Raw genomic sequence first — 16,559 nt, 5'->3', positions numbered from 1 at the left:
AGGCATCTCTGGGAAGTCAGATCCCGCAGAGCCGCGGAAAAAGTTAGGGAGATCTCGATGTCAGCAGCCGAGGGACCGCTCGTCGTCGGCGTGGACACGTCCACCCAGTCCACCAAGGTCCTGGTGGTCGACGCGGCCACCGGTCAGGTCGTCGCGAGCGGCCAGGCGCCGCACACGGTGTCCTCCGGCGCCGGCCGGGAGAGCGACCCGCGCCAGTGGTGGGAGGCCCTGCACGAGGCCCTGCGCCAGTGCGGTGACGCTGCGCACGAAGCGGCGGCGGTGTCGATCGGCGGGCAGCAGCACGGGCTCGTGACGCTGGACGAGCGCGGTGAGCCGGTGCGCCCGGCGCTGCTGTGGAACGACGTGCGCTCGGCCCCGCAGGCCCGCCGGCTGACGGAGGAACTGGGTGGCGCGAAGTTCTGGGCGGAGCGCACCGGATCTGTGCCGGCCGCATCCTTCACCGTGACGAAGTGGGCCTGGCTCGCCGAGCACGAACCGCAGGCCCTGCGCGCGACGAAGGCCGTACGCCTCCCCCACGATTACCTCACCGAACGCCTCACGGGCGAGGGCACGACCGACCGCGGCGACGTCTCCGGCACCGGCTGGTGGGCCTCCGGGACCGAGGCGTACGACGCGGAGATCCTGGCGCACGTGGGCCTCGACCCGGCGCTGCTGCCGCGCGTGGTGCGGCCCGGCGAGGTCGCGGGCACCGTGCGGGACAGCCACGACCTGCCCTTCTCCAAGGGAACCCTGGTCGCCGCGGGCACCGGCGACAACGCCGCGGCGGCGCTGGGCCTCGGCCTGCGCCCCGGCACTCCGGTGCTGAGCCTCGGCACCTCGGGCACGGTGTACGCCGTGTCGAAGCGCCGTCCGGCCGACCCGACGGGCACGGTGGCCGGCTTCGCCGACGCGCACGGCGACTGGCTGCCGCTGGCCTGCACGCTGAACTGCACCCTCGCCGTCGACCGGATCGCCACACTGCTGGGCCTGGACCGCGAGGCCGTCGAGCCCACCACCGGCCTCACGCTCCTGCCCTACCTGGACGGCGAGCGCACCCCGAACCTGCCGAACGCCTCCGGTCTGCTGCACGGCCTGCGCCACGACACCACCGCCGGCCAGCTGCTCCAGGCCGCCTACGACGGTGCCGTGCACTCCCTGCTCGGCGCGCTGGACCTGGTCCTGGACGAGGACGCGGACCGCTCGGCCCCTCTCCTGCTGATCGGCGGCGGCGCCCGCGGCACGGCCTGGCAGCAGACCGTGCGCCGGCTGTCCGGGCGGCCCGTGCAGATCCCGGAGGCCAGGGAACTCGTCGCGCTGGGCGCCGCGGCACAGGCGGCCGGCCTGCTCACCGGGGAGGACCCGGCCGCCGTGGCCCGGCGCTGGAACACCGCGCGTGGCCCGGTGCTCGACGCCGTCGAGCGGGACGAGGCGGCCCTGGCCAGGATCGCCGGGGTACTCTCCGACGCGGCCCCGCTGCTGGAGCGGGGCACGGACACCCACTGAGGATCGACGGAGGCATGAGCGCACCGCCGCACGAGGCTCGCCCGACCGGCCCCGGGCGAGCACTGCCCGACACGCAGCAGGGCATGCGCCGCCGCAACCTCGCCCGGGTGATGCACGCGGTCAGCGCCGAGGGACCGCTGTCACGGGCAGCGGTCGCCTCGCACATCGGCCTGACCCGTGCTGCGGTCTCGACGCTCGTCGACGAGCTGATACGCACCGGCCTGATCGAGGAGCTGGGTCCTGAGCGGCCCGGCAGGGTGGGCCGGCCAGGGTCGGCGCTCGCGGTCAGCGGCCGCGGCCCGGCGGGGATCGGTGCGGAGATCGGCGTCGACCACCTCGCCGTCTGCGCCGTCGATCTGCGCGGCGAGGTGCGGGCACGTGCCGTACGGCACGGCACCAACCGGGGCCGTGCACCCGAACCGGTACTCCGCGAACTCACCGCCCTGGTGCGCCGGGTCGTGGCCGACGGGGAGCGCGAGGGGCTGTGGCCTGCGGGACTCGCGGTGGCCGTCCCGGGTCTGGTGGGCCGCGACGCCCGCACCGTCGTACGCGCCCCGAACCTCGACTGGCACGATGTCGACCTGGGCGCCCTGCTGCCCGGCGAGTTCCCGCTCACCGTGGACAACGAGGCGAACTTCGGCGGTCTCGCCGAACTCTGGCTCGGGGCGGACACCCCACGCGACTTTCTGCACGTGTCGGCGGAGATCGGCATCGGTGCCGCGCTCGTCGTCGACGGCAGCCTGCTGCGCGGTACCCGCGGCTTCGCCGGTGAACTCGGGCATGTGCCGGTCCATCCCGACGGCCCGGACTGCGGGTGCGGCAGCCGGGGCTGTCTTGAGCAGTACGCCGGTGAGGAGGCGGTGCTGCGCGCGGCCGGCCTGGAACTGGGCGAGGACCGCGTAGGGCTGCTGGCCCGGCGCGCGGCGGACGGTGACGAGGAAGTACGGCGGGCACTGCGCGAGGCGGGGACGGCGCTGGGCGTCGCCCTGACCGGAGCGCTCAATCTGCTGGACCCCGAGGCTGTCGTGCTGGGCGGTGCGCTCGCCGGACTCGCGCCCTGGCTGCTGCCGTCCCTGGAGTCCGAACTCGCCCGCCGCACGGCCGGCCCGCCCTGCCCGGTGTCCGTCTCCCGGCTGGGGCCCGAGGGTCCGCTCCTCGGCGCGGCGCACTCCGTGGTGCGGGCGGTGCTGGACGACCCTGCGGGGGTGGCGGGTCGGGGTTGAGGGCCGGTGCTCTCGCTGCCCGGGGGCGTCGATGGGGCTGTGATGTGCTGGAAGGACGGGCCGTGCCGAAGGCGCTCGGGAGAGGTCTGATGCCCCAGCAGGCACACCGGGCGACCACCGGCAGACGGTTCCTCTCCGTACGGCAGTGCCGCCCGACCGGGTCGTGACGCCCGGACACGGCGCCGGGTCGGCGGCCCCGCGCCGCGGTTGACGCCCCGTCCGTCGCCCTCCCCGTCCGTCGCCCTCCCCGTCCGGCATCCGAATCGGCGTGCGGTATCCGCGTGGCGCAACCGCGTCCGCATCTACGTCCGCGTCCACAGGAACCTCGGCGCCCCCGGACCGAAGAGCCGCCTCGCGCCCCGGAACTCCCCCTTCGGGCGAGGGAGTTGTCCACAGCGCCGCGGTTGTCCACCGATCCCGGACGTTCCCGGCTGCGCGGCGCCGGGCGCCGTAACGTGATCCACGCGGGCGCAGTCGGAGACACCCTCCCGGCCGCTGCTTCAGCTGACGCACGCCCCGCACCGAGCCGTTGTCGGGTCCCGCACGCCCCTGTCCTCGAAAGGCATCATCCGTGGAACGAACCAGGCCACTCCCCCTCCTCGACAGGCGCCGGATCCTGAAGGGCGCCGCCCTCGCCGCCGTACCGTACGCGCTGCTTCCCGACGCGCGAGCCGGTGCGCAGAGTCAGGCCGTGGACTACCCGCCGGCCGAGTGGCAGCCGGCCGCATCCTCCAGCTACACGGCGTCCAGCCGCCCCACGACGTACACCGTCGACCGGGTCGTCATCCATGTCACGCAGACCACCTATGCCCAGGCGCTGTCCGTTTTCCAGAATCCGAAGAAGAGGGTGTCCGCGCACTACGTGGTGCGTTCCGCGGACGGTCATGTGGCGCAGTGCGTGCGGGAGTCGGACGTCGCCTGGCACGCGGGGAACTGGGACCACAACACACGGAGCATCGGTATCGAGCACGAAGGGTGGGTGGGCCGGCCGGCCTACTTCACCGACGCCCTCTACGAGCGGTCCGCCCGGCTCACGGCGTCCGTCTGCGACCGGTACGGCATCCCCAAGGACCGGGCTCACATCATCGGCCACCACGAGGTACCCGGCACCGACCACACCGACCCCGGCCCCGACTGGGCCTGGGTCCGCTACCTCAGACTCGTCAACTCCGCCTGACGAGGGCGCGGCCTCCCGCTCTTTCGGGAGACCCTGGTCCAAACGGTTGTCGGAGCGCACACCCGGAGTGACGATGTCCCCAGCCGCATCGCCTGCCGGGAGGCCGACTTGACCGATCCCTGGGTGGCCCTGGAACCGGGGGCCGACCCTGCCGAGCGTGTACGGGTCCTGCGGCGGGCGCACGACGCGTTCACCGCGGCCGGCACCGTGCCGCGGCCGGTGCGGTCGGTGGTGGCCGACTCGTGGCGGCGTTCGGCGCGGGCGGGCGTCGGGCCGGACGGCACCGCGAGCGTGGAGCTGACCGACGGAGACCTCGGCACCTACCGGTCCGAGCATCCGCTGACGCGGGTGATGCCGCTGTTCCGGGAGCTGATGGGCACGTTCGCCGCCGACGGAAAGCATCTCCTCGCCGTGTGCGACGCGCACGGCCGGCTGCTGTGGGTCGAGGGCCATCCGGCGACGCGGCGCCAGGCGGAGCGGATGAACTTCGTGCCGGGCGCGCGGTGGGCGGAGACCTCCGTGGGGACGAACGCACCGGGGACGGCGGTCGCCCTGGACCGGCCGGTGCAGGTGTTCGCGGCCGAGCACTTCATCCGGCGGGTGCAGCCGTGGACGTGCGCGGCGGCGCCGGTGCACGATCCGCGGACCGGGCGGGTGCTGGGCGCGGTGGACATCACCGGCGGGGACGGGCTGGCGCACCCGCACAGTCTGGCCTTCGTCCAGGCGGTCGCGCGGGCCGCCGAGTCCCACCTCGCGCTGCTCGCCCCCGCGCGGCCGGAGACCGACCCTCCCCGGCTGACCGTGCTGGGCCGCGACGAGGCGTGGCTCGCGGCCGACGGGCGACGGATCAGGCTCAGTAGGCGGCACAGCGAGATCCTGGTGCTGCTGGCCCGCCATCCGGAGGGGCTGACCGGGGACGAGCTGCTGTGCGCGGTGTACGAGGACGAGTCGGTGACTCCGGTGACCCTGCGAGCCGAGCTCGCCCGACTGCGCGGGGTGCTCGGTCCTGGGCTGGTGGCCTCGCGGCCGTACCGGCTCACCGTTCCCGTCGAGTCGGACATCGCCGTCGTGGAGCGGCGGCTTGCGGCCGGCGCGGTCACGGCCGCGGTCACGGCGTACTCGGGTCCGCCGTTGCCGGCGTCGCAGGCACCGGCGGTGGTGCGGCTCCGCAACCGTCTGGCCGACAGCCTGCGTGCCGCCCTGATCGCCGGCCGGGACCCCGACCTGCTCACGGACTGGGCGCACGCGCCGTGGGGCGAGGAGGACGTCGGCGTATGGCGGGCGCTGGTATCGGCACGGCCCACGGCAGCGGTACGGGCTCGGCTGGCCGCGCTGGAGTCGGAGCTGGCGGCACCGGCGTCGTGGACGCGCGGCTGACAACACCGGTGGGCCGCGAGGGCCGTAAGGATCCGCAGGACCGGACGCGACGGTCGGCGCGACCCGCGTCCGGGGTCGCCAGGCACCACCGGCACTACGCCCTCCGCGCTCCGCAACGTGGATGCAACGTCGGCTTCCCTAGCCTCGCGCGCAGAGCTGCCCAACGGCGGGCAGCGCTGCTCAGGGAGGCAGTCCACCATGACCCGTTACGCGGCGCCCGGAACCGAAGGCTCGATCGTCTCCTACCAGGCGCGTTACGACCACTTCATCGGCGGCGAGTACGTGCCTCCGGCTCGTGGCCAGTACTTCGAGAACCCGTCTCCGGTGAACGGGCAGCCGTTCACCGAGGTGGCGCGCGGCACGGCGGAGGACATGGAGCGGGCGCTCGACGCGGCGCACGCGGCCGCGCCGGGCTGGGGCAGGACGTCGGCGACCGAGCGCTCCGACATCCTGCTGAAGATCGCGGACCGTATGGAGGCGTACCTGGAGCCGCTGGCGGTCGCGGAGACCTGGGAGAACGGCAAGCCGGTCCGCGAGACGCTGGCGGCGGACATCCCGCTGGCCATCGACCACTTCCGCTACTTCGCGGGTGCGGTCCGCGGGCAGGAGGGAGCGCTCAGCGAGATCGACGAGGACACGGTGGCCTACCACTTCCATGAGCCGCTCGGAGTCGTCGCGCAGATCATCCCGTGGAACTTCCCCATCCTGATGGCGACGTGGAAGCTCGCGCCGGCTCTCGCCGCGGGCAACGCGGTCGTCATCAAACCGGCCGAGCAGACGCCGGTCTCGCTGCACTACTGGATGAGCCTGGTCGCCGACCTGTTGCCGCCCGGTGTGGTGAACATCGTCAACGGCTTCGGCGAGGAGGCGGGCAAGCCGTTGGCGTCCAGCCCGCGGGTGGCGAAGATCGCGTTCACCGGTGAGACGGCTACCGGGCGGCTGATCATGCAGTACGCCGCGGAGAACCTGAAGCCCGTCACGCTGGAGCTGGGCGGCAAGTCGCCGAACATCTTCTTCGACGATGTCTGGGAGAAGGACGACGACCTGCGCGACAAGGCCCTGGAGGGCTTCACGATGTTCGCGCTGAACCAGGGCGAGGTGTGCACCTGCCCGTCGCGCGGACTGATCCAGCGCGGCAACTACTCGGAGTTCATGGCTGCCGCCGTCGCCCGCACCGAGCTGATCAAGCCCGGACACCCTCTCGACACCGACACGATGATCGGCGCCCAGGCCTCCGGCGACCAGCTCACGAAGATCCTCTCCTACATCGACATCGGCCGGCAGGAGGGCGCCAGGATCCTCACCGGCGGCGAACGAGCCGACTACGACGGCGAGTTGAAGGGCGGCTACTACGTGCAGCCGACCATCTTCGAGGGCGACAACCGTATGCGGATCTTCCAGGAGGAGATCTTCGGCCCGGTCGTCTCCGTGGCCTCGTTCGACGACTTCGACGACGCCGTGAAGATCGCCAACGACACGTCGTACGGCCTCGGCGCCGGGGTGTGGACGCGGGACATCAACACGGCTTACCGGGCTGGACGGGCCATCCAGGCCGGCCGCGTCTGGACGAACTGCTACCACGCCTACCCGGCCCACGCGGCGTTTGACGTAGTTCCGTATTGAGTGGCTACACTCTACCCCAGGCTGTTGAGCGAGGGGTGGACACATCATGGCACGGAAGGACCCGGCACCGGGGCTACCCATCGGGGGCTACTGCCGGATCTCGGAGGCCGATCTCCTGGAGATCCGGCGGGCCGTCGAGGCGGGCGTGATCTCCACCGAAGAGGGCGCCGAAATGGAGCGAAAGGGCGTCGAGAAGCAGCGCGAGGACGTCACGCAGATCGCCGAGCCTTTCGGTCGACCGGTCAAGATCTATGAGGACAACAGCCTCTCCGCCTTCAAGCGAAACGTCCGCCGCCCCGATTTCGACCGGATGGTGCGAGACCTGGCCGCGGGCAAGCTGGCCGGCATCGTCGGCTACGACATCGACCGCATCTTCCGGCAGCCTCGTGACCTCGAAAGAGTCATCGACCACTACGAGACGTGTGGCCTGAATCTGATCTTCAAGACCGGGTCCGGCCAGAACTACGACCTCACCACGGGGGACGGTCGCTTCTCCGCCCGACTCTTCGTGTCCATCGCGAACAAGTCTTCTGAGGACGCGTCGCGTCGCATCAAGCGGGAGGTCCAACGCAAGGCGCAGAAGGGCGAGTACCACGGAGGCACCCACCCCTTCGGCTGGCGCAAGGACGACCGCTCGAAGTTGGATCATGAGGCAGCCGCACTCGTTCGGAAGATCGTCGAGGCGCACCTCGCCGGGGACAAGATCGCCACCTGTATGGAGTACCTGGCCGAGGCGGGCGCGGTGAATCCGAACACGGGGAAGCCGTTCACCTGGGCCGGCACCAAGACCCTGATCTACCGGGCCCGCAGCTTCGGCATCCGGATCTACCTCGGCGAGCCTCAGACCACCGCCGATGGCGGGTACGTGATGGGTGACTGGGAGCCCATCTTCACCACGCCCGAGGGCGGGCCGGATCTCGACAAGTACGAACAGCTTGTCGCGTTGAAGGCTGGACGATCCTCTGCCGGACCGCAGGAGAAGAGTTCGGTGAAGTACCTGCTCTCCCGCATCGTCCGCTGCGGGCGTTGCGGCTATCCGATGGTCGGCAAGACGGTGTGGGTGCGAGGCAAGAAGTCGCAGTCTTTCGCCTACAACTGCAACAAGGCTCACCCGGACGCCTGCGGCAAGATGGGCGCCTCCGGGCCCCGCGTGGACGACCTGATTAAGAAGCTGGTGTGGGCTCAGGCTGTCCGCGCGAGCAAGGAGCGACTCCTGGTGCCCGAGCCTGGAGTTTGGGCGCGAGAGGGTGAGCTGAAGGACGTTGAGGAGCAGATCGCGGAGCTGAAGGCACTCTGGGCTGCCAAGAAGGTCCGCGCAGCCTCGTACGTGGTCACACTGGATGAACTGGAGGCCCAGCGAATGGACCTGAAGGCCGATCGAGCCGTCCATACGGCGACTCCGCCCATTCGGGCCATCACGCCCGAGCTCCTGAAGTCTGGCTGGGAGGGTCTGTCGGTGGAGCGTCAGCGGATCATCGTCCGGGCCATACTGAAGGCCGTGATCATCCATCCGGCACGCGACGGCAAGCGAGGCGGAGCGTTCGACCCCGCTCGGGTCGAGCCCGTATTCGCGTGAACACAAGAAGGCCCACACCCTGCCTGGGTGTGGGCCTTCCGTTACTTTAGGTCCATCAGCTCAAGGATGCCGTCGACCGTGTCGTCGTCGAGCACTGGAGCCTTACTCATCCAGTGGTCGAGCCAGTCTTCGGGGGTCAAGGGGCGACCCGCCCGCTCTTGTTGAAGGCGGCGTACGTTATGGGCATCAGCTCGGCGAAGCGGTCTTCCATCTTCTCGGCGACCATCTCGATCTCCCGCTGAGGGAAGGACGGGAAGGCGGCGATCACGCTCTTGGTGCGCAGCCCGAGGAAGTGCATCAGGCTGCGGGCGTTGCAGGTGACGTAGTACGAGGTGAAGATCCCCACCGGCAGAGCCATGCGGGCCACCTCGCGGGCGACGTCGTTGCGGATGAGGGCCGCGTACGCCTCGTAGCTGTCGACGTAGGACTGCTCCAGGGTGCAGCGAGTGTAGAGGGCGGTCACGGCGGAGCCGGCCTCGAACTCGTAGGCGCCGGGCTTGCCCACCTGAATCAGGGGGCGGTCCGCGGCCGGCACGTAGAAGACGGGCTGGAGCTCCTTGTAGCGTCCACTCTCCTCGTTATACGAGTGGCCGACACGGTGGCGCATGTGCTCGCGGGCCACGAACAGCGGCGCCTCGACGTAGAAGGTGAAGCTGGTGTGCTCGAAGGGGCTGCCGTGCCGGTCCCGCATCAGGAAGTTGATCAGACCCTCGTCCTTCTCCAGGTCGACGACCTCCTCGTGCGAGCCGCCGATGGTGGAGACTCGGGCCGCGGTGGCGACGTCGGAGTCAGTGGCGCTGGCCTTGACGAGCTCGACGGTGACGTCAGAGCGGAAGCGGATGTCGGTCACGGGGTGGGTGCCTCCTCGGTCTGGTTGATCTCGGCCTTCCAGGCGTGGTCGGTGATGAGGGCGCCGGTCAGCATGCCGAGGATGAAGATCGCGACCATGAAGACCGCGATGGCGGGGCGCTCATCACGCACTGGCCGGCTCCTCGTCGTACATGTGAAGCTCGTTGACGTGGTGCACTCGGGTGCCGTAGCGGTACTCCAGCTCCTTTAGCACCTCCATGAGGCGGCCGGCCTCCCTGCTCAGGCCGAGGCCGGTGTGGAACACCCTCTTCGGGCGCCTGCCGCGGAGCTGGCCGAAGGCGGCGACTCCGTGCAGGGTGAAGACCTTGCCCCGGTCGAACTCGGGGTAGAGGCGGGCCTGGTGGAAGGCGTAGACGATCAGGATGTCGTCCTCGTTGACCGGCTCAAGCGGTCCGATGTTCAGCGTCACTTACACAGCCTCCTCGAAGAGAATTCGCGCCTCGCGCGTCTTGTCGCTGAGCATTTTGCAGATCTCCGACCCGCCGTATCCCCAGAGGTACGGGTCGTTGTTCGGGTTGCGGTCCATGGCGATTGCCGCCTTCCGGACCTCTCGCAGCGTGGCGAGTCGCACCTCGGCGCGAAGGCGGGCGCGCGTCTCCCTCGCCTCCTGGCCCTTCACGTGTTGATCCGGTTCTCGTACGACGAGCGGTTCTCGCTCGTCAGGTGGAAGCTCCCGAAGTCGCACTCGTAGTACCGGGACTCCACCCTCAGGCCGCGCATGGTGCCTCGCGCCGCCCCCTGCCTGCTCCTCTTGGCCTGGGCCCTACCCAGCGCCTTCTCGGCGTCCCGCTCGCTCAGGAACGCTCGCTTCGTACCGCACGGGCACGCCCGCCAGTCGCAGTTGCTCATAGCTCGTTGATCGCCTTCGCTCCGCCCGTCTTGCGGGCCGTGGTCTTCTTCGCCTTGACGGTCGGGTCGTCCTTGACAAACTTGTCACACTTACACGTCGCGATGTGACACTTACCGCGACTTGATCCGTCGATGGCATGGTTCACGGGCGAGTGCCCGCAGTCGGAGTCCCAGCAGTAGCCGGGCCACGACTTCTTGCCGTCATGGTTGGCCAGCAGGACCCCGGAGGACGTCAGCGGGATGACCTTGCCGGTGCCTCCGAAGGACATCTTCTTGGCGAAGCTCTCCGCCTCGGCGGCGGCGCCGAAGGGGCCCATGTTCAGGCCCTTGGTCCCATCGGCCCACGTATGGGTCAGGACGTAGAGGTCACGCATCTGGAGCATGTCCCCGACCTCCTTGATCACGGCCTTCGCCATCTGGTCGGGGCTGTCGAACGTGGGGTCTTCGAGGATGTCGACGATCTTCTTGATCTCGTACGCCCTCGGGGTGATCCTCATACCGGCTGCCATCCCCACGAACCCAGGCGGCACAGGCCGGCGCCGGGGATCAGGACGTACAGCCGGCCGTTACGCACGAACGGGGTCAGGGGCTTCATCGCTCATCCTCGGGGACCTGATCCTCGTCGACCAGCTCGGACCAGGATTCGACGTACTCCCAGACCTGGTCCTCGATGTACTTCTGGTCCGCCTCGCCGTCCTTCACGAAGTCGTCCGCGACAGGGATGTACGACACCCTGTCTGTGTTGATGTACGGGCCGCTCACGCTGACCTTCAGGTACTTCACTCTCCGGCCTCGACCTTCTTGATCTCGTCCGGCTCGAAGGGGAAGTGCGAGCCGTTGATCAGGACGTAGGTGAAGGTCGTCACCCCGTCGTTCACGAAGTGCGTGACCTCTCCACGCTCCCCCTTGGAGGCGACCACCTCGTCCCAGTGGTCCGTGACCACCTCAACGGTGTCCCCCTGGGCCAGTCCCAGCTTCTCGCCGAACTCGGGGCCGATCTCGTGCACCGCGGTCTCCTCTCGCCTGGCTGCCATCGTCAGGAGGTGGGAGCCACCCCACCCCGACGCCTCCCGGCGTTTCGGCTGTCACACTTGCACACCTACTCAACGAGCTTGAGCTGGGCGGCACTGACGAAGCTGACCCCTTCGGCGCGGAACTTCTTGGCCAGGGCCCGTACGTCCTTGTCGATGCTCACTTCTGCGTCTCCTCTCCGTGGATCTCTCGGACCATCCGGCACTTCAGGCACAGGATGGCGGGCTTTGTACAGGTCGGGTCGCAGCGATGGAATCCGCTGCGCTTGAGGGGTGGCGGCTTGAACTCGTACGTCTTGGTGTTCGTCGAGCCGCAGTGGATGCACTGCTCGCCTCTCACGACGTGCCCTCTCCTACTCTCTCGGGGTGCTGAGCACCCGCACTCCCCATCGCCGGACGTTGACGTAGGCGATCATGTTCTGTGTCGGCGTCTTGGTTGGGCTGTACCAGTCGCCGCCCCGCTTGAAGAGTGGCGTATCCCGCTTGTCCTGGATCAGGATCTTCGTACCGTCCGGTAGCTCGTCGAGTTCCCGTATGGTTCGGACGCTTGTCACACTAACCCACCTGCGACAGTTGCACAAGGTCAGCCACGCCATGGAGCTTCCGGTGCAGAGCCCGCGTCGAGCCGTCGTTGCGGAGGAGGTGATCGAAGGGCCAGTCGTCCAGAGCAGTCTCGCTCTCATGGACTCGGCCGATCCTGTCCTTCGCCGGGCCCACGCCGGGCCTCTCGATCCGGATGACCACACCACCGCGGTCGGTGACGGCTTGCGCCTCGTTGGGGAAGCGGACATCCGTGACGACCAGGGCCGGCGCGTCCTCCAACTCTCGGAACAGGGCGTCGACCCAGACGTTCGGGCCGAGCAGCTTCCGGCCGGCCTCCGTCCCCGCCCGCTGGAGCAGGGCTCGCACCTCGGGGTAGTGGTCCTTCGCGTACTCCCACCCGACATCCCGGACCAGGATGCTCAGCCGCAGGTTCCCTGTGCCGTACGGGCCAGGTATCACGGGGTCGACGGCGAGCAGGAACTCACGCAACTTGTCGGCGAACGCCGCCTGCTTCCAGCCGAATCGCACCAGGGCCTCGGCCGCCTCGTTCTTGCCGGACCTGGAGTACCCACTCAGTCCGATGATGAGCCTGTCACTCACTCGTTCTTCCTCCATCGTCGGTCGTCGGCGCCTCGCTCCGAGGCGGGGATGTTCGGGCCTGCGGTCGAGGCCACGGCCACGTCGTAGGCGACGGCCCCAGCGTGGTCCAGGCAGGTGTAGTGCTGCGTCTCCTCAGCGGTCTCGACGAAGTACAGGACGGCCGGCTTACTGCACAGCCCGCAGCCGTGGGGCGCCTCTCCGCCGTCGTCTGCCAGGCCGACGTACCCCTCGCCTGTGCCGTAGCCACCCAGCGTGCGTCGCGCTCGCTCCATCTCCACCACTCCCCTACTCGTCGGACTCGTCAGGGTAGTCGGGGAAGATGAGGTCGGCCGCATCCTTTCGGCCCTCCTCGTATCCGGCCAGCCACTCGCGACGGAGAGTGAACCCCTCCAGCACCTCGGGCTCCATATCCCGGATCTTCTCGGCCGCGTCACGCTGGGCTGCTCGCACCAGGTCTTCGAGTCGGCGCCGCAGCTCCTCGTACTCGTGGCCGTACAGTCCGCCCGTGATCTCGGCCATCGCGATCTCGGGGGTCGGGGCCCAGCGCGGGCGCCCGTCCACGTACTCCCAGCCTCCGTGTTCGCGGGCCATCAGGCGGCCACCCCCACGGACTGCGCCAGCTCGGCCGGCGAGAACTCGAAGTAGGGCTCGCCGCTCAGGTGTCTGACCTCCAGGTGCGACAGCCGGACGCACAGCTTCTCCTCGCAGACCGGCGCAACCCGAACCCGCTCAGGGAGTTCGCCGAAGTGGAGCTGCCAGGCGACTCGCGCCGCGGTCTGGGTGTACCCCTCGTGCGTGCACTGGCCGTAGCCGCTGTTCATGACGCTGCCCTCCCACCACCAGTGGTCGCCCGTCTTCTGGACGCGGGAGTAGAAGCGCTCCTCAGGGGTGTCGCCGATGCCCTGGATCGACGCCGCCTTCTCCGTGGGCGGGGTGTACGGACGGATGGGGGTGTCCTTGCCGACGTGCCCCCACCGGATCAGCCGGTCCCCGTGGGTCCAGCACAGCTTGGTCACCTGGTTCTTCGTGTCGTTCTTGCACTGCTGGCCCGCGGAGCTGGTCACGATGCACTTCACTGGGTGTCTCCCTCGACTTGGCTTGGCTCATCAGCACGTGGGCAGCCATCCCGCGTGAACCCCCGAAGGGGTTTCGCCTTGCGTCACTTACACATCAGCGGCTGAGTGACTTCCGGGTTCCGCCGACCTCGCGACCGCCAAGGCTGGCCCGCTCCCCCGCGGCCTTACCGTCCCGCCAGCCCGAGCCCGTCAGCCGACGACGCGGGGCAGCCTTCAGCTTGGGGTGGGCCTGCTTGAAGAACCGCTCGACGGCCGCCTCGCGCTTCACCAGGACCAGCTCCGTGCTCGCACCACCGGCCTGCTGCCGGGCCTCCTGAATGGCGGTCTCCTCGGCCTGCGCCAGGCGCTTGCGCACCACGCTGGAGAAGCCGGCCATCCAGCTCTTGCGGTAGGCGGTGAGCGACTCGCCGTACTGCGGACGGGCCTTCTTCATGCCGTTCAGGGCCTGGAGCTGGAGAGTGCTGAACAGCATCTCGATGCGGTCGAGCGTGGACCGGTGGGCATAGACCTCGATCTTGCGGTACCGCTTGCCGTCCGCCGAGTCCGTCAGGGTCCAGTAGACGTTCTGCGCGCCGAGGGCGTGAGTGATGGAGAACAGCAGGGCCGCGCGGTCAGGGACGTACTTGCCCTTGATGTCGAAGGACTGGCTAGTGATCTCGTCGGTGCTCGGCTGGGCCTCCGCGAGGAGCGCCTGGTCGATCCCGTACTTCGCCATCAGGTCAGCGGCCCGACCGAAGTACGCCTCCGCCTCCTCGGGCGAGGAGGCCGGGTCCTCGGCCTTGGCCAGGAGTGCCTTGATCTTCGCGAGCTTGGGGTTGGTCTCGGTCATGGTCTTCACCTCATGTGGATTCGGCCTGGCTCATCAGCGCGAGGGCAGCCATCCCTCACGGACCCCCGAAGGGGTTTCGCCTTGCGACACTTACACTACGTGGTCGGCCGTATCCAGCGGGCGTACAGCACGCGCCCGTCGGAGCGGACCCGGACCCTTCTCTCCCAGCCGTTCGCGTAGTTGTGGACCCATACTCGATCGGTCCCACGCAACCGGTTCCAGCCGGGATGGGCGTAGACGATGCCCATGACTCCCAGGTCGATACGCATCACGACGTCTCCTTGAAGCCGTCGAAGCAGAAGACGTACGAGGTGTCGCCGACCTTGGCCCAGCACAGGCGGTGTCCCCAGACGGTGCCCCAGTACTCGCGCTTGGCCTTCTCGTTCGCGGCCTTCCACGCCTTCCGCTTGGCCGGGTCGTTCAGCTTCGGGTTCAGGTACGTCACGTTCCCGGCGCGGTCGACGTAGTACGAGTAGCCCTTGCCGTTCCCGCGCTTGGCCGCGTCCCAGTAGCAGTTCACGTCATCGGAGTCGTCAGCGCACGGCCGCGTCGGCAAGCGGAGCGCGGGCGCCTGCGTCACCTTTGCCGGCAGTACCGTCGGCTTCCGGTCGGAGGCCGAGGCCGGCGAGTTCCAGGTCAGGGAGCCCAGCAGGGCGAGGGCGAGGAAGCTCAGGGCGGGCTTGACGATCTTCATGGTTGGACTCCTCTTCATCGAGCCAGGGCGGGCCCTGGTGGTCGGGGTCGTACGGTGCGTAGATGTAGGACTTCAGGGCGGGGGTCTTGCCGGGGGGCGCCTGGCCGTGAACCCAGGCGGCCCGGTAGACGTCGGCCAGCAGGGCGACGCCCCACTTGACCATCTGGCTGTAGCTGAGCCCGGCGACCCGCAGCGTTCGGATGTGGCCGACCAGTTCGCGGTCGACTCGCGCGCTCAACTGCTTCGGGAGGCTGGGGAGGTTCACGTGACCAGCTCCTCCAGCATCAGCTCAGCGAACTCGGTCACGGCACCCTCGGCGGTGAGGTAGCCCGCGTGGGTCAACTCGTTGGCCGTCCGTCCGTACGAGCCCTGGAGGGTCCAGGCCATGCCGCTCTTGATGAGCAGGCCGAACAGCTCCAGCGTCTCCCTGGCGTCCAGCTCGCCAGCCTCGAAGCTCATCAGGTCGATCGCGATGTCCTTCATGCGTCCCATCGGTCAGCCCTCCTCGATCTCGGTGAGCAGGTTGGAGACCAGGCGGAAGGCGATCTGGAACAGGGCCAGCTCCGCGTATCCGCCCAGGCTGGTGTCGATCGGAGTCCCCGCCTGACTCAGGTCTTCCTTATAGGCGGCCAGGTCGACGAACTGGCGCCACTTCACGGCCGGGTCGGAGCTCGGCGCCGCGTCGGCAGCGGTGTCCTGGATGGTCTCGCGATAGTCCGCGACGAGCTCGGCCAGGCTGCCGCCCGGCTCCTTGACCAGTTCTATCCAGGTGAGCACGTCGTCGCGGACCCCGGTGAGGAACTGCCCACCCGCGCCCTTGGGGTCATCCGGGGCGGTGGTCTGCGCGACCGTCGCCAGGTGGTAGGCGTTGTACTTCTTGATCGCGTCGATGATGTTCAGCATCGTCAGACCTCCGCCCCGAGCTGGCTCAGGCGCTCGCCCCACTCGGCGGCCTTCCGGTCCTCCGCCACCGCCTCCTTGCGGAGCGCCTCGGCCTTGCTCGCGTGACTGTCGCGCTCATAGGTGAACAGCCGGCCGATGCTCTCGGTCACCCACTCCGGGTGCTCCTCGTGGAAGCGGTCCAGCACCTCGTGCTCGATGTCCGTGAGAGAGCCCCACGCCTTCGCGTCGTAGTTCACCCGCTGACTGCGATCGTTGCGGAACCCGCCCCAGTAGGACGCGGTCTCGTACGTCCAGTGCGTGACCTCTTCCGAACCTCGGCGGAAGGTTGTGGGGTGCTGGAGGCGCTTGATCATGCGCTCGATCGTGTACTTCCGGCCCCGCACCTTCACGAAACCGAGGCTGACGTCACCCTTGAACTCCGGGTCGGTGACCACGTACACCCGCGGCTGCAATTCCTCTACCCAGAGGCGCCCGTCGGTCTCGCTGTAGGAGTTGTACGTGCGGCGCTCGGCCGTCTCTATCCGGAGGTAGAGCTTGCCGCCCGCGGCCTCGTACTCGTACGTCTCTCGTTCGTCACTCATCTGCTACACCTTCACAGTGGTTGGCTTCATCAGGACGAGAGATCCACTCCCGCCGACCGGGTCACCCCGGTTTCGCCTTCCTGTTGGCTACACTATCACTCTCT

The 16,559-nt window shown here is 69.0% G+C and carries 25 protein-coding genes, 2 other RNA genes and 1 pseudogene; 6 read left to right on the top strand and 22 right to left on the bottom strand.

All coding sequences use genetic code 11. From position 1 onward, the window contains the following. The first annotated feature begins 57 nt into the window (after window positions 1-57). The 6 genes and pseudogenes from xylB to P1P75_RS01315 all read left to right on the top strand — a co-directional run bounded on the left by xylB (window position 58) and on the right by P1P75_RS01315 (window position 8,479). Window positions 58-1,503 (top strand): xylulokinase, encoded by a 1,446-nt coding sequence (gene xylB / locus P1P75_RS01340; RefSeq protein WP_319251074.1) that lies wholly within the window; start codon window positions 58-60, stop codon window positions 1,501-1,503. 14 nt (window positions 1,504-1,517) lie between these two features. Continuing rightward, a complete protein-coding gene (locus P1P75_RS01335; RefSeq protein WP_319251072.1) occupies window positions 1,518-2,726 on the top strand; it encodes an ROK family transcriptional regulator in 1,209 nt (402 codons plus the stop codon). 571 nt (window positions 2,727-3,297) lie between these two features. Continuing rightward, a complete protein-coding gene (locus P1P75_RS01330; RefSeq protein ID WP_319251070.1) occupies window positions 3,298-3,903 on the top strand; it encodes an N-acetylmuramoyl-L-alanine amidase in 606 nt (201 codons plus the stop codon). A 108-nt stretch (window positions 3,904-4,011) separates the two neighbouring features. Then, a complete protein-coding gene (locus P1P75_RS01325; protein ID WP_319251068.1) occupies window positions 4,012-5,280 on the top strand; it encodes a GAF domain-containing protein in 1,269 nt (422 codons plus the stop codon). A 198-nt stretch (window positions 5,281-5,478) separates the two neighbouring features. Continuing rightward, window positions 5,479-6,885: pseudogene (locus P1P75_RS01320) on the top strand (aldehyde dehydrogenase family protein); the annotation flags it as partial. 64 nt (window positions 6,886-6,949) lie between these two features. Further along, complete coding sequence (locus tag P1P75_RS01315; protein ID WP_319251066.1) at window positions 6,950-8,479, top strand: recombinase family protein; 1,530 nt, start codon at window positions 6,950-6,952, stop codon at window positions 8,477-8,479. 136 nt (window positions 8,480-8,615) lie between these two features. Here the strand turns inward: P1P75_RS01315 and thyX are convergent, their stop codons facing one another. From thyX to P1P75_RS01205, 22 genes are all read right to left on the bottom strand, one after another. Beyond that, on the bottom strand, window positions 8,616-9,329 hold the full coding sequence (thyX, locus tag P1P75_RS01310) for an FAD-dependent thymidylate synthase (RefSeq protein ID WP_319251064.1): 714 nt from the start codon (window positions 9,327-9,329) through the stop codon (window positions 8,616-8,618). After that, window positions 9,326-9,460 (bottom strand): hypothetical protein, encoded by a 135-nt coding sequence (locus tag P1P75_RS01305; protein ID WP_319251062.1) that lies wholly within the window; start codon window positions 9,458-9,460, stop codon window positions 9,326-9,328. The genes thyX and P1P75_RS01305 overlap by 4 nt, the downstream gene beginning before the upstream one ends. Further along, the gene (locus tag P1P75_RS01300) at window positions 9,453-9,758 is read right to left on the bottom strand and encodes a hypothetical protein (protein WP_319251060.1); all 306 of its coding nucleotides are present in this window, start codon (window positions 9,756-9,758) and stop codon (window positions 9,453-9,455) included. Before P1P75_RS01300 ends, P1P75_RS01305 begins: the two co-directional genes overlap by 8 nt. Then, window positions 9,759-9,968 (bottom strand): hypothetical protein, encoded by a 210-nt coding sequence (locus P1P75_RS01295; RefSeq protein WP_319251058.1) that lies wholly within the window; start codon window positions 9,966-9,968, stop codon window positions 9,759-9,761. Then, entirely contained in the window at window positions 9,965-10,198 is a 234-nt protein-coding gene (locus P1P75_RS01290; RefSeq protein ID WP_319251056.1) for a hypothetical protein, read from the bottom strand. The genes P1P75_RS01295 and P1P75_RS01290 overlap by 4 nt, the downstream gene beginning before the upstream one ends. Continuing rightward, entirely contained in the window at window positions 10,195-10,695 is a 501-nt protein-coding gene (locus tag P1P75_RS01285) for a hypothetical protein (RefSeq protein WP_319251054.1), read from the bottom strand. The genes P1P75_RS01290 and P1P75_RS01285 overlap by 4 nt, the downstream gene beginning before the upstream one ends. 94 nt (window positions 10,696-10,789) lie before the next feature. Further along, complete coding sequence (locus P1P75_RS01280) at window positions 10,790-10,981, bottom strand: hypothetical protein (protein ID WP_319251053.1); 192 nt, start codon at window positions 10,979-10,981, stop codon at window positions 10,790-10,792. Next, window positions 10,978-11,232 (bottom strand): hypothetical protein, encoded by a 255-nt coding sequence (locus P1P75_RS01275; protein WP_319251051.1) that lies wholly within the window; start codon window positions 11,230-11,232, stop codon window positions 10,978-10,980. The genes P1P75_RS01280 and P1P75_RS01275 overlap by 4 nt, the downstream gene beginning before the upstream one ends. Continuing rightward, window positions 11,220-11,282, bottom strand: an RNA gene (locus P1P75_RS01270) — hammerhead ribozyme type II. Before P1P75_RS01270 ends, P1P75_RS01275 begins: the two co-directional genes overlap by 13 nt. 107 nt (window positions 11,283-11,389) lie before the next feature. Next, window positions 11,390-11,569: a hypothetical protein gene (locus tag P1P75_RS01265; protein WP_319251049.1), complete on the bottom strand. Its 180-nt coding sequence runs from the start codon at window positions 11,567-11,569 to the stop codon at window positions 11,390-11,392. Between the two features lie 13 nt (window positions 11,570-11,582). After that, on the bottom strand, window positions 11,583-11,783 hold the full coding sequence (locus tag P1P75_RS01260; protein WP_319251048.1) for a hypothetical protein: 201 nt from the start codon (window positions 11,781-11,783) through the stop codon (window positions 11,583-11,585). A gap of 1 nt (window position 11,784) precedes the next feature. Further along, a complete protein-coding gene (locus tag P1P75_RS01255; RefSeq protein ID WP_319251046.1) occupies window positions 11,785-12,372 on the bottom strand; it encodes a hypothetical protein in 588 nt (195 codons plus the stop codon). Continuing rightward, window positions 12,369-12,644 (bottom strand): hypothetical protein, encoded by a 276-nt coding sequence (locus P1P75_RS01250; protein ID WP_319251044.1) that lies wholly within the window; start codon window positions 12,642-12,644, stop codon window positions 12,369-12,371. Before P1P75_RS01250 ends, P1P75_RS01255 begins: the two co-directional genes overlap by 4 nt. Before the next feature lie 13 nt (window positions 12,645-12,657). Further along, complete coding sequence (locus P1P75_RS01245; protein WP_319251042.1) at window positions 12,658-12,963, bottom strand: hypothetical protein; 306 nt, start codon at window positions 12,961-12,963, stop codon at window positions 12,658-12,660. Further along, the gene (locus tag P1P75_RS01240; protein ID WP_319251040.1) at window positions 12,963-13,448 is read right to left on the bottom strand and encodes an HNH endonuclease; all 486 of its coding nucleotides are present in this window, start codon (window positions 13,446-13,448) and stop codon (window positions 12,963-12,965) included. Before P1P75_RS01240 ends, P1P75_RS01245 begins: the two co-directional genes overlap by 1 nt. A 94-nt stretch (window positions 13,449-13,542) precedes the next feature. Next, window positions 13,543-14,277, bottom strand: a complete 735-nt coding sequence (locus P1P75_RS01235; RefSeq protein ID WP_319251038.1) for a DUF2786 domain-containing protein — start codon at window positions 14,275-14,277, stop codon at window positions 13,543-13,545. Between the two features lie 19 nt (window positions 14,278-14,296). Continuing rightward, an RNA gene (locus P1P75_RS01230) (hammerhead ribozyme type II) lies at window positions 14,297-14,359 on the bottom strand. A 13-nt stretch (window positions 14,360-14,372) separates the two neighbouring features. Beyond that, a complete protein-coding gene (locus P1P75_RS01225; protein WP_319251036.1) occupies window positions 14,373-14,546 on the bottom strand; it encodes a hypothetical protein in 174 nt (57 codons plus the stop codon). Further along, window positions 14,546-14,971, bottom strand: coding sequence for a hypothetical protein (locus P1P75_RS01220; RefSeq protein WP_319251034.1), 426 nt, complete (start codon window positions 14,969-14,971; stop codon window positions 14,546-14,548). The genes P1P75_RS01225 and P1P75_RS01220 overlap by 1 nt, the downstream gene beginning before the upstream one ends. A 261-nt stretch (window positions 14,972-15,232) precedes the next feature. Then, entirely contained in the window at window positions 15,233-15,463 is a 231-nt protein-coding gene (locus P1P75_RS01215) for a hypothetical protein (protein ID WP_319251032.1), read from the bottom strand. Window positions 15,464-15,466: 3 nt separating this feature from the next. Continuing rightward, window positions 15,467-15,874, bottom strand: coding sequence for a hypothetical protein (locus P1P75_RS01210; protein WP_319251030.1), 408 nt, complete (start codon window positions 15,872-15,874; stop codon window positions 15,467-15,469). A 2-nt stretch (window positions 15,875-15,876) separates the two neighbouring features. Beyond that, window positions 15,877-16,455 carry a hypothetical protein gene (locus P1P75_RS01205; protein ID WP_319251028.1) on the bottom strand — a complete coding sequence of 193 codons (579 nt, stop codon included), beginning with the start codon at window positions 16,453-16,455 and terminating at the stop codon, window positions 15,877-15,879. Window positions 16,456-16,559: the final 104 nt, after the last annotated feature.

The organism is Streptomyces sp. ID05-39B (genome assembly GCF_033794725.1).
GTDB classification, from domain to species: domain Bacteria; phylum Actinomycetota; class Actinomycetes; order Streptomycetales; family Streptomycetaceae; genus Streptomyces; species Streptomyces bobili.
This window is presented reverse-complemented; position numbering and strand designations above follow the sequence as displayed.

Bases quoted from the DNA above. Each gene is read 5' to 3' on its own strand.
- xylB (WP_319251074.1), top strand. From the start codon at position 58: ATGTCAGCAGCCGAGGGACCGCTCGTCGTCGGCGTGGACACGTCCACC.
- P1P75_RS01335 (WP_319251072.1), top strand. From the start codon at position 1,518: ATGAGCGCACCGCCGCACGAGGCTCGCCCGACCGGCCCCGGGCGAGCA.
- P1P75_RS01315 (WP_319251066.1), top strand. From the start codon at position 6,950: ATGGCACGGAAGGACCCGGCACCGGGGCTACCCATCGGGGGCTACTGC.
- P1P75_RS01290 (WP_319251056.1), bottom strand. From the start codon at position 10,198: ATGAGCAACTGCGACTGGCGGGCGTGCCCGTGCGGTACGAAGCGAGCG.
- P1P75_RS01285 (WP_319251054.1), bottom strand. From the start codon at position 10,695: ATGAGGATCACCCCGAGGGCGTACGAGATCAAGAAGATCGTCGACATC.
- P1P75_RS01275 (WP_319251051.1), bottom strand. From the start codon at position 11,232: ATGGCAGCCAGGCGAGAGGAGACCGCGGTGCACGAGATCGGCCCCGAG.
- P1P75_RS01250 (WP_319251044.1), bottom strand. From the start codon at position 12,644: ATGGAGCGAGCGCGACGCACGCTGGGTGGCTACGGCACAGGCGAGGGG.
- P1P75_RS01245 (WP_319251042.1), bottom strand. From the start codon at position 12,963: ATGGCCCGCGAACACGGAGGCTGGGAGTACGTGGACGGGCGCCCGCGC.
- P1P75_RS01235 (WP_319251038.1), bottom strand. From the start codon at position 14,277: ATGACCGAGACCAACCCCAAGCTCGCGAAGATCAAGGCACTCCTGGCC.
- P1P75_RS01225 (WP_319251036.1), bottom strand. From the start codon at position 14,546: ATGCGTATCGACCTGGGAGTCATGGGCATCGTCTACGCCCATCCCGGC.
- P1P75_RS01220 (WP_319251034.1), bottom strand. From the start codon at position 14,971: ATGAAGATCGTCAAGCCCGCCCTGAGCTTCCTCGCCCTCGCCCTGCTG.
- P1P75_RS01215 (WP_319251032.1), bottom strand. From the start codon at position 15,463: ATGGGACGCATGAAGGACATCGCGATCGACCTGATGAGCTTCGAGGCT.
- P1P75_RS01210 (WP_319251030.1), bottom strand. From the start codon at position 15,874: ATGCTGAACATCATCGACGCGATCAAGAAGTACAACGCCTACCACCTG.
- P1P75_RS01205 (WP_319251028.1), bottom strand. From the start codon at position 16,455: ATGAGTGACGAACGAGAGACGTACGAGTACGAGGCCGCGGGCGGCAAG.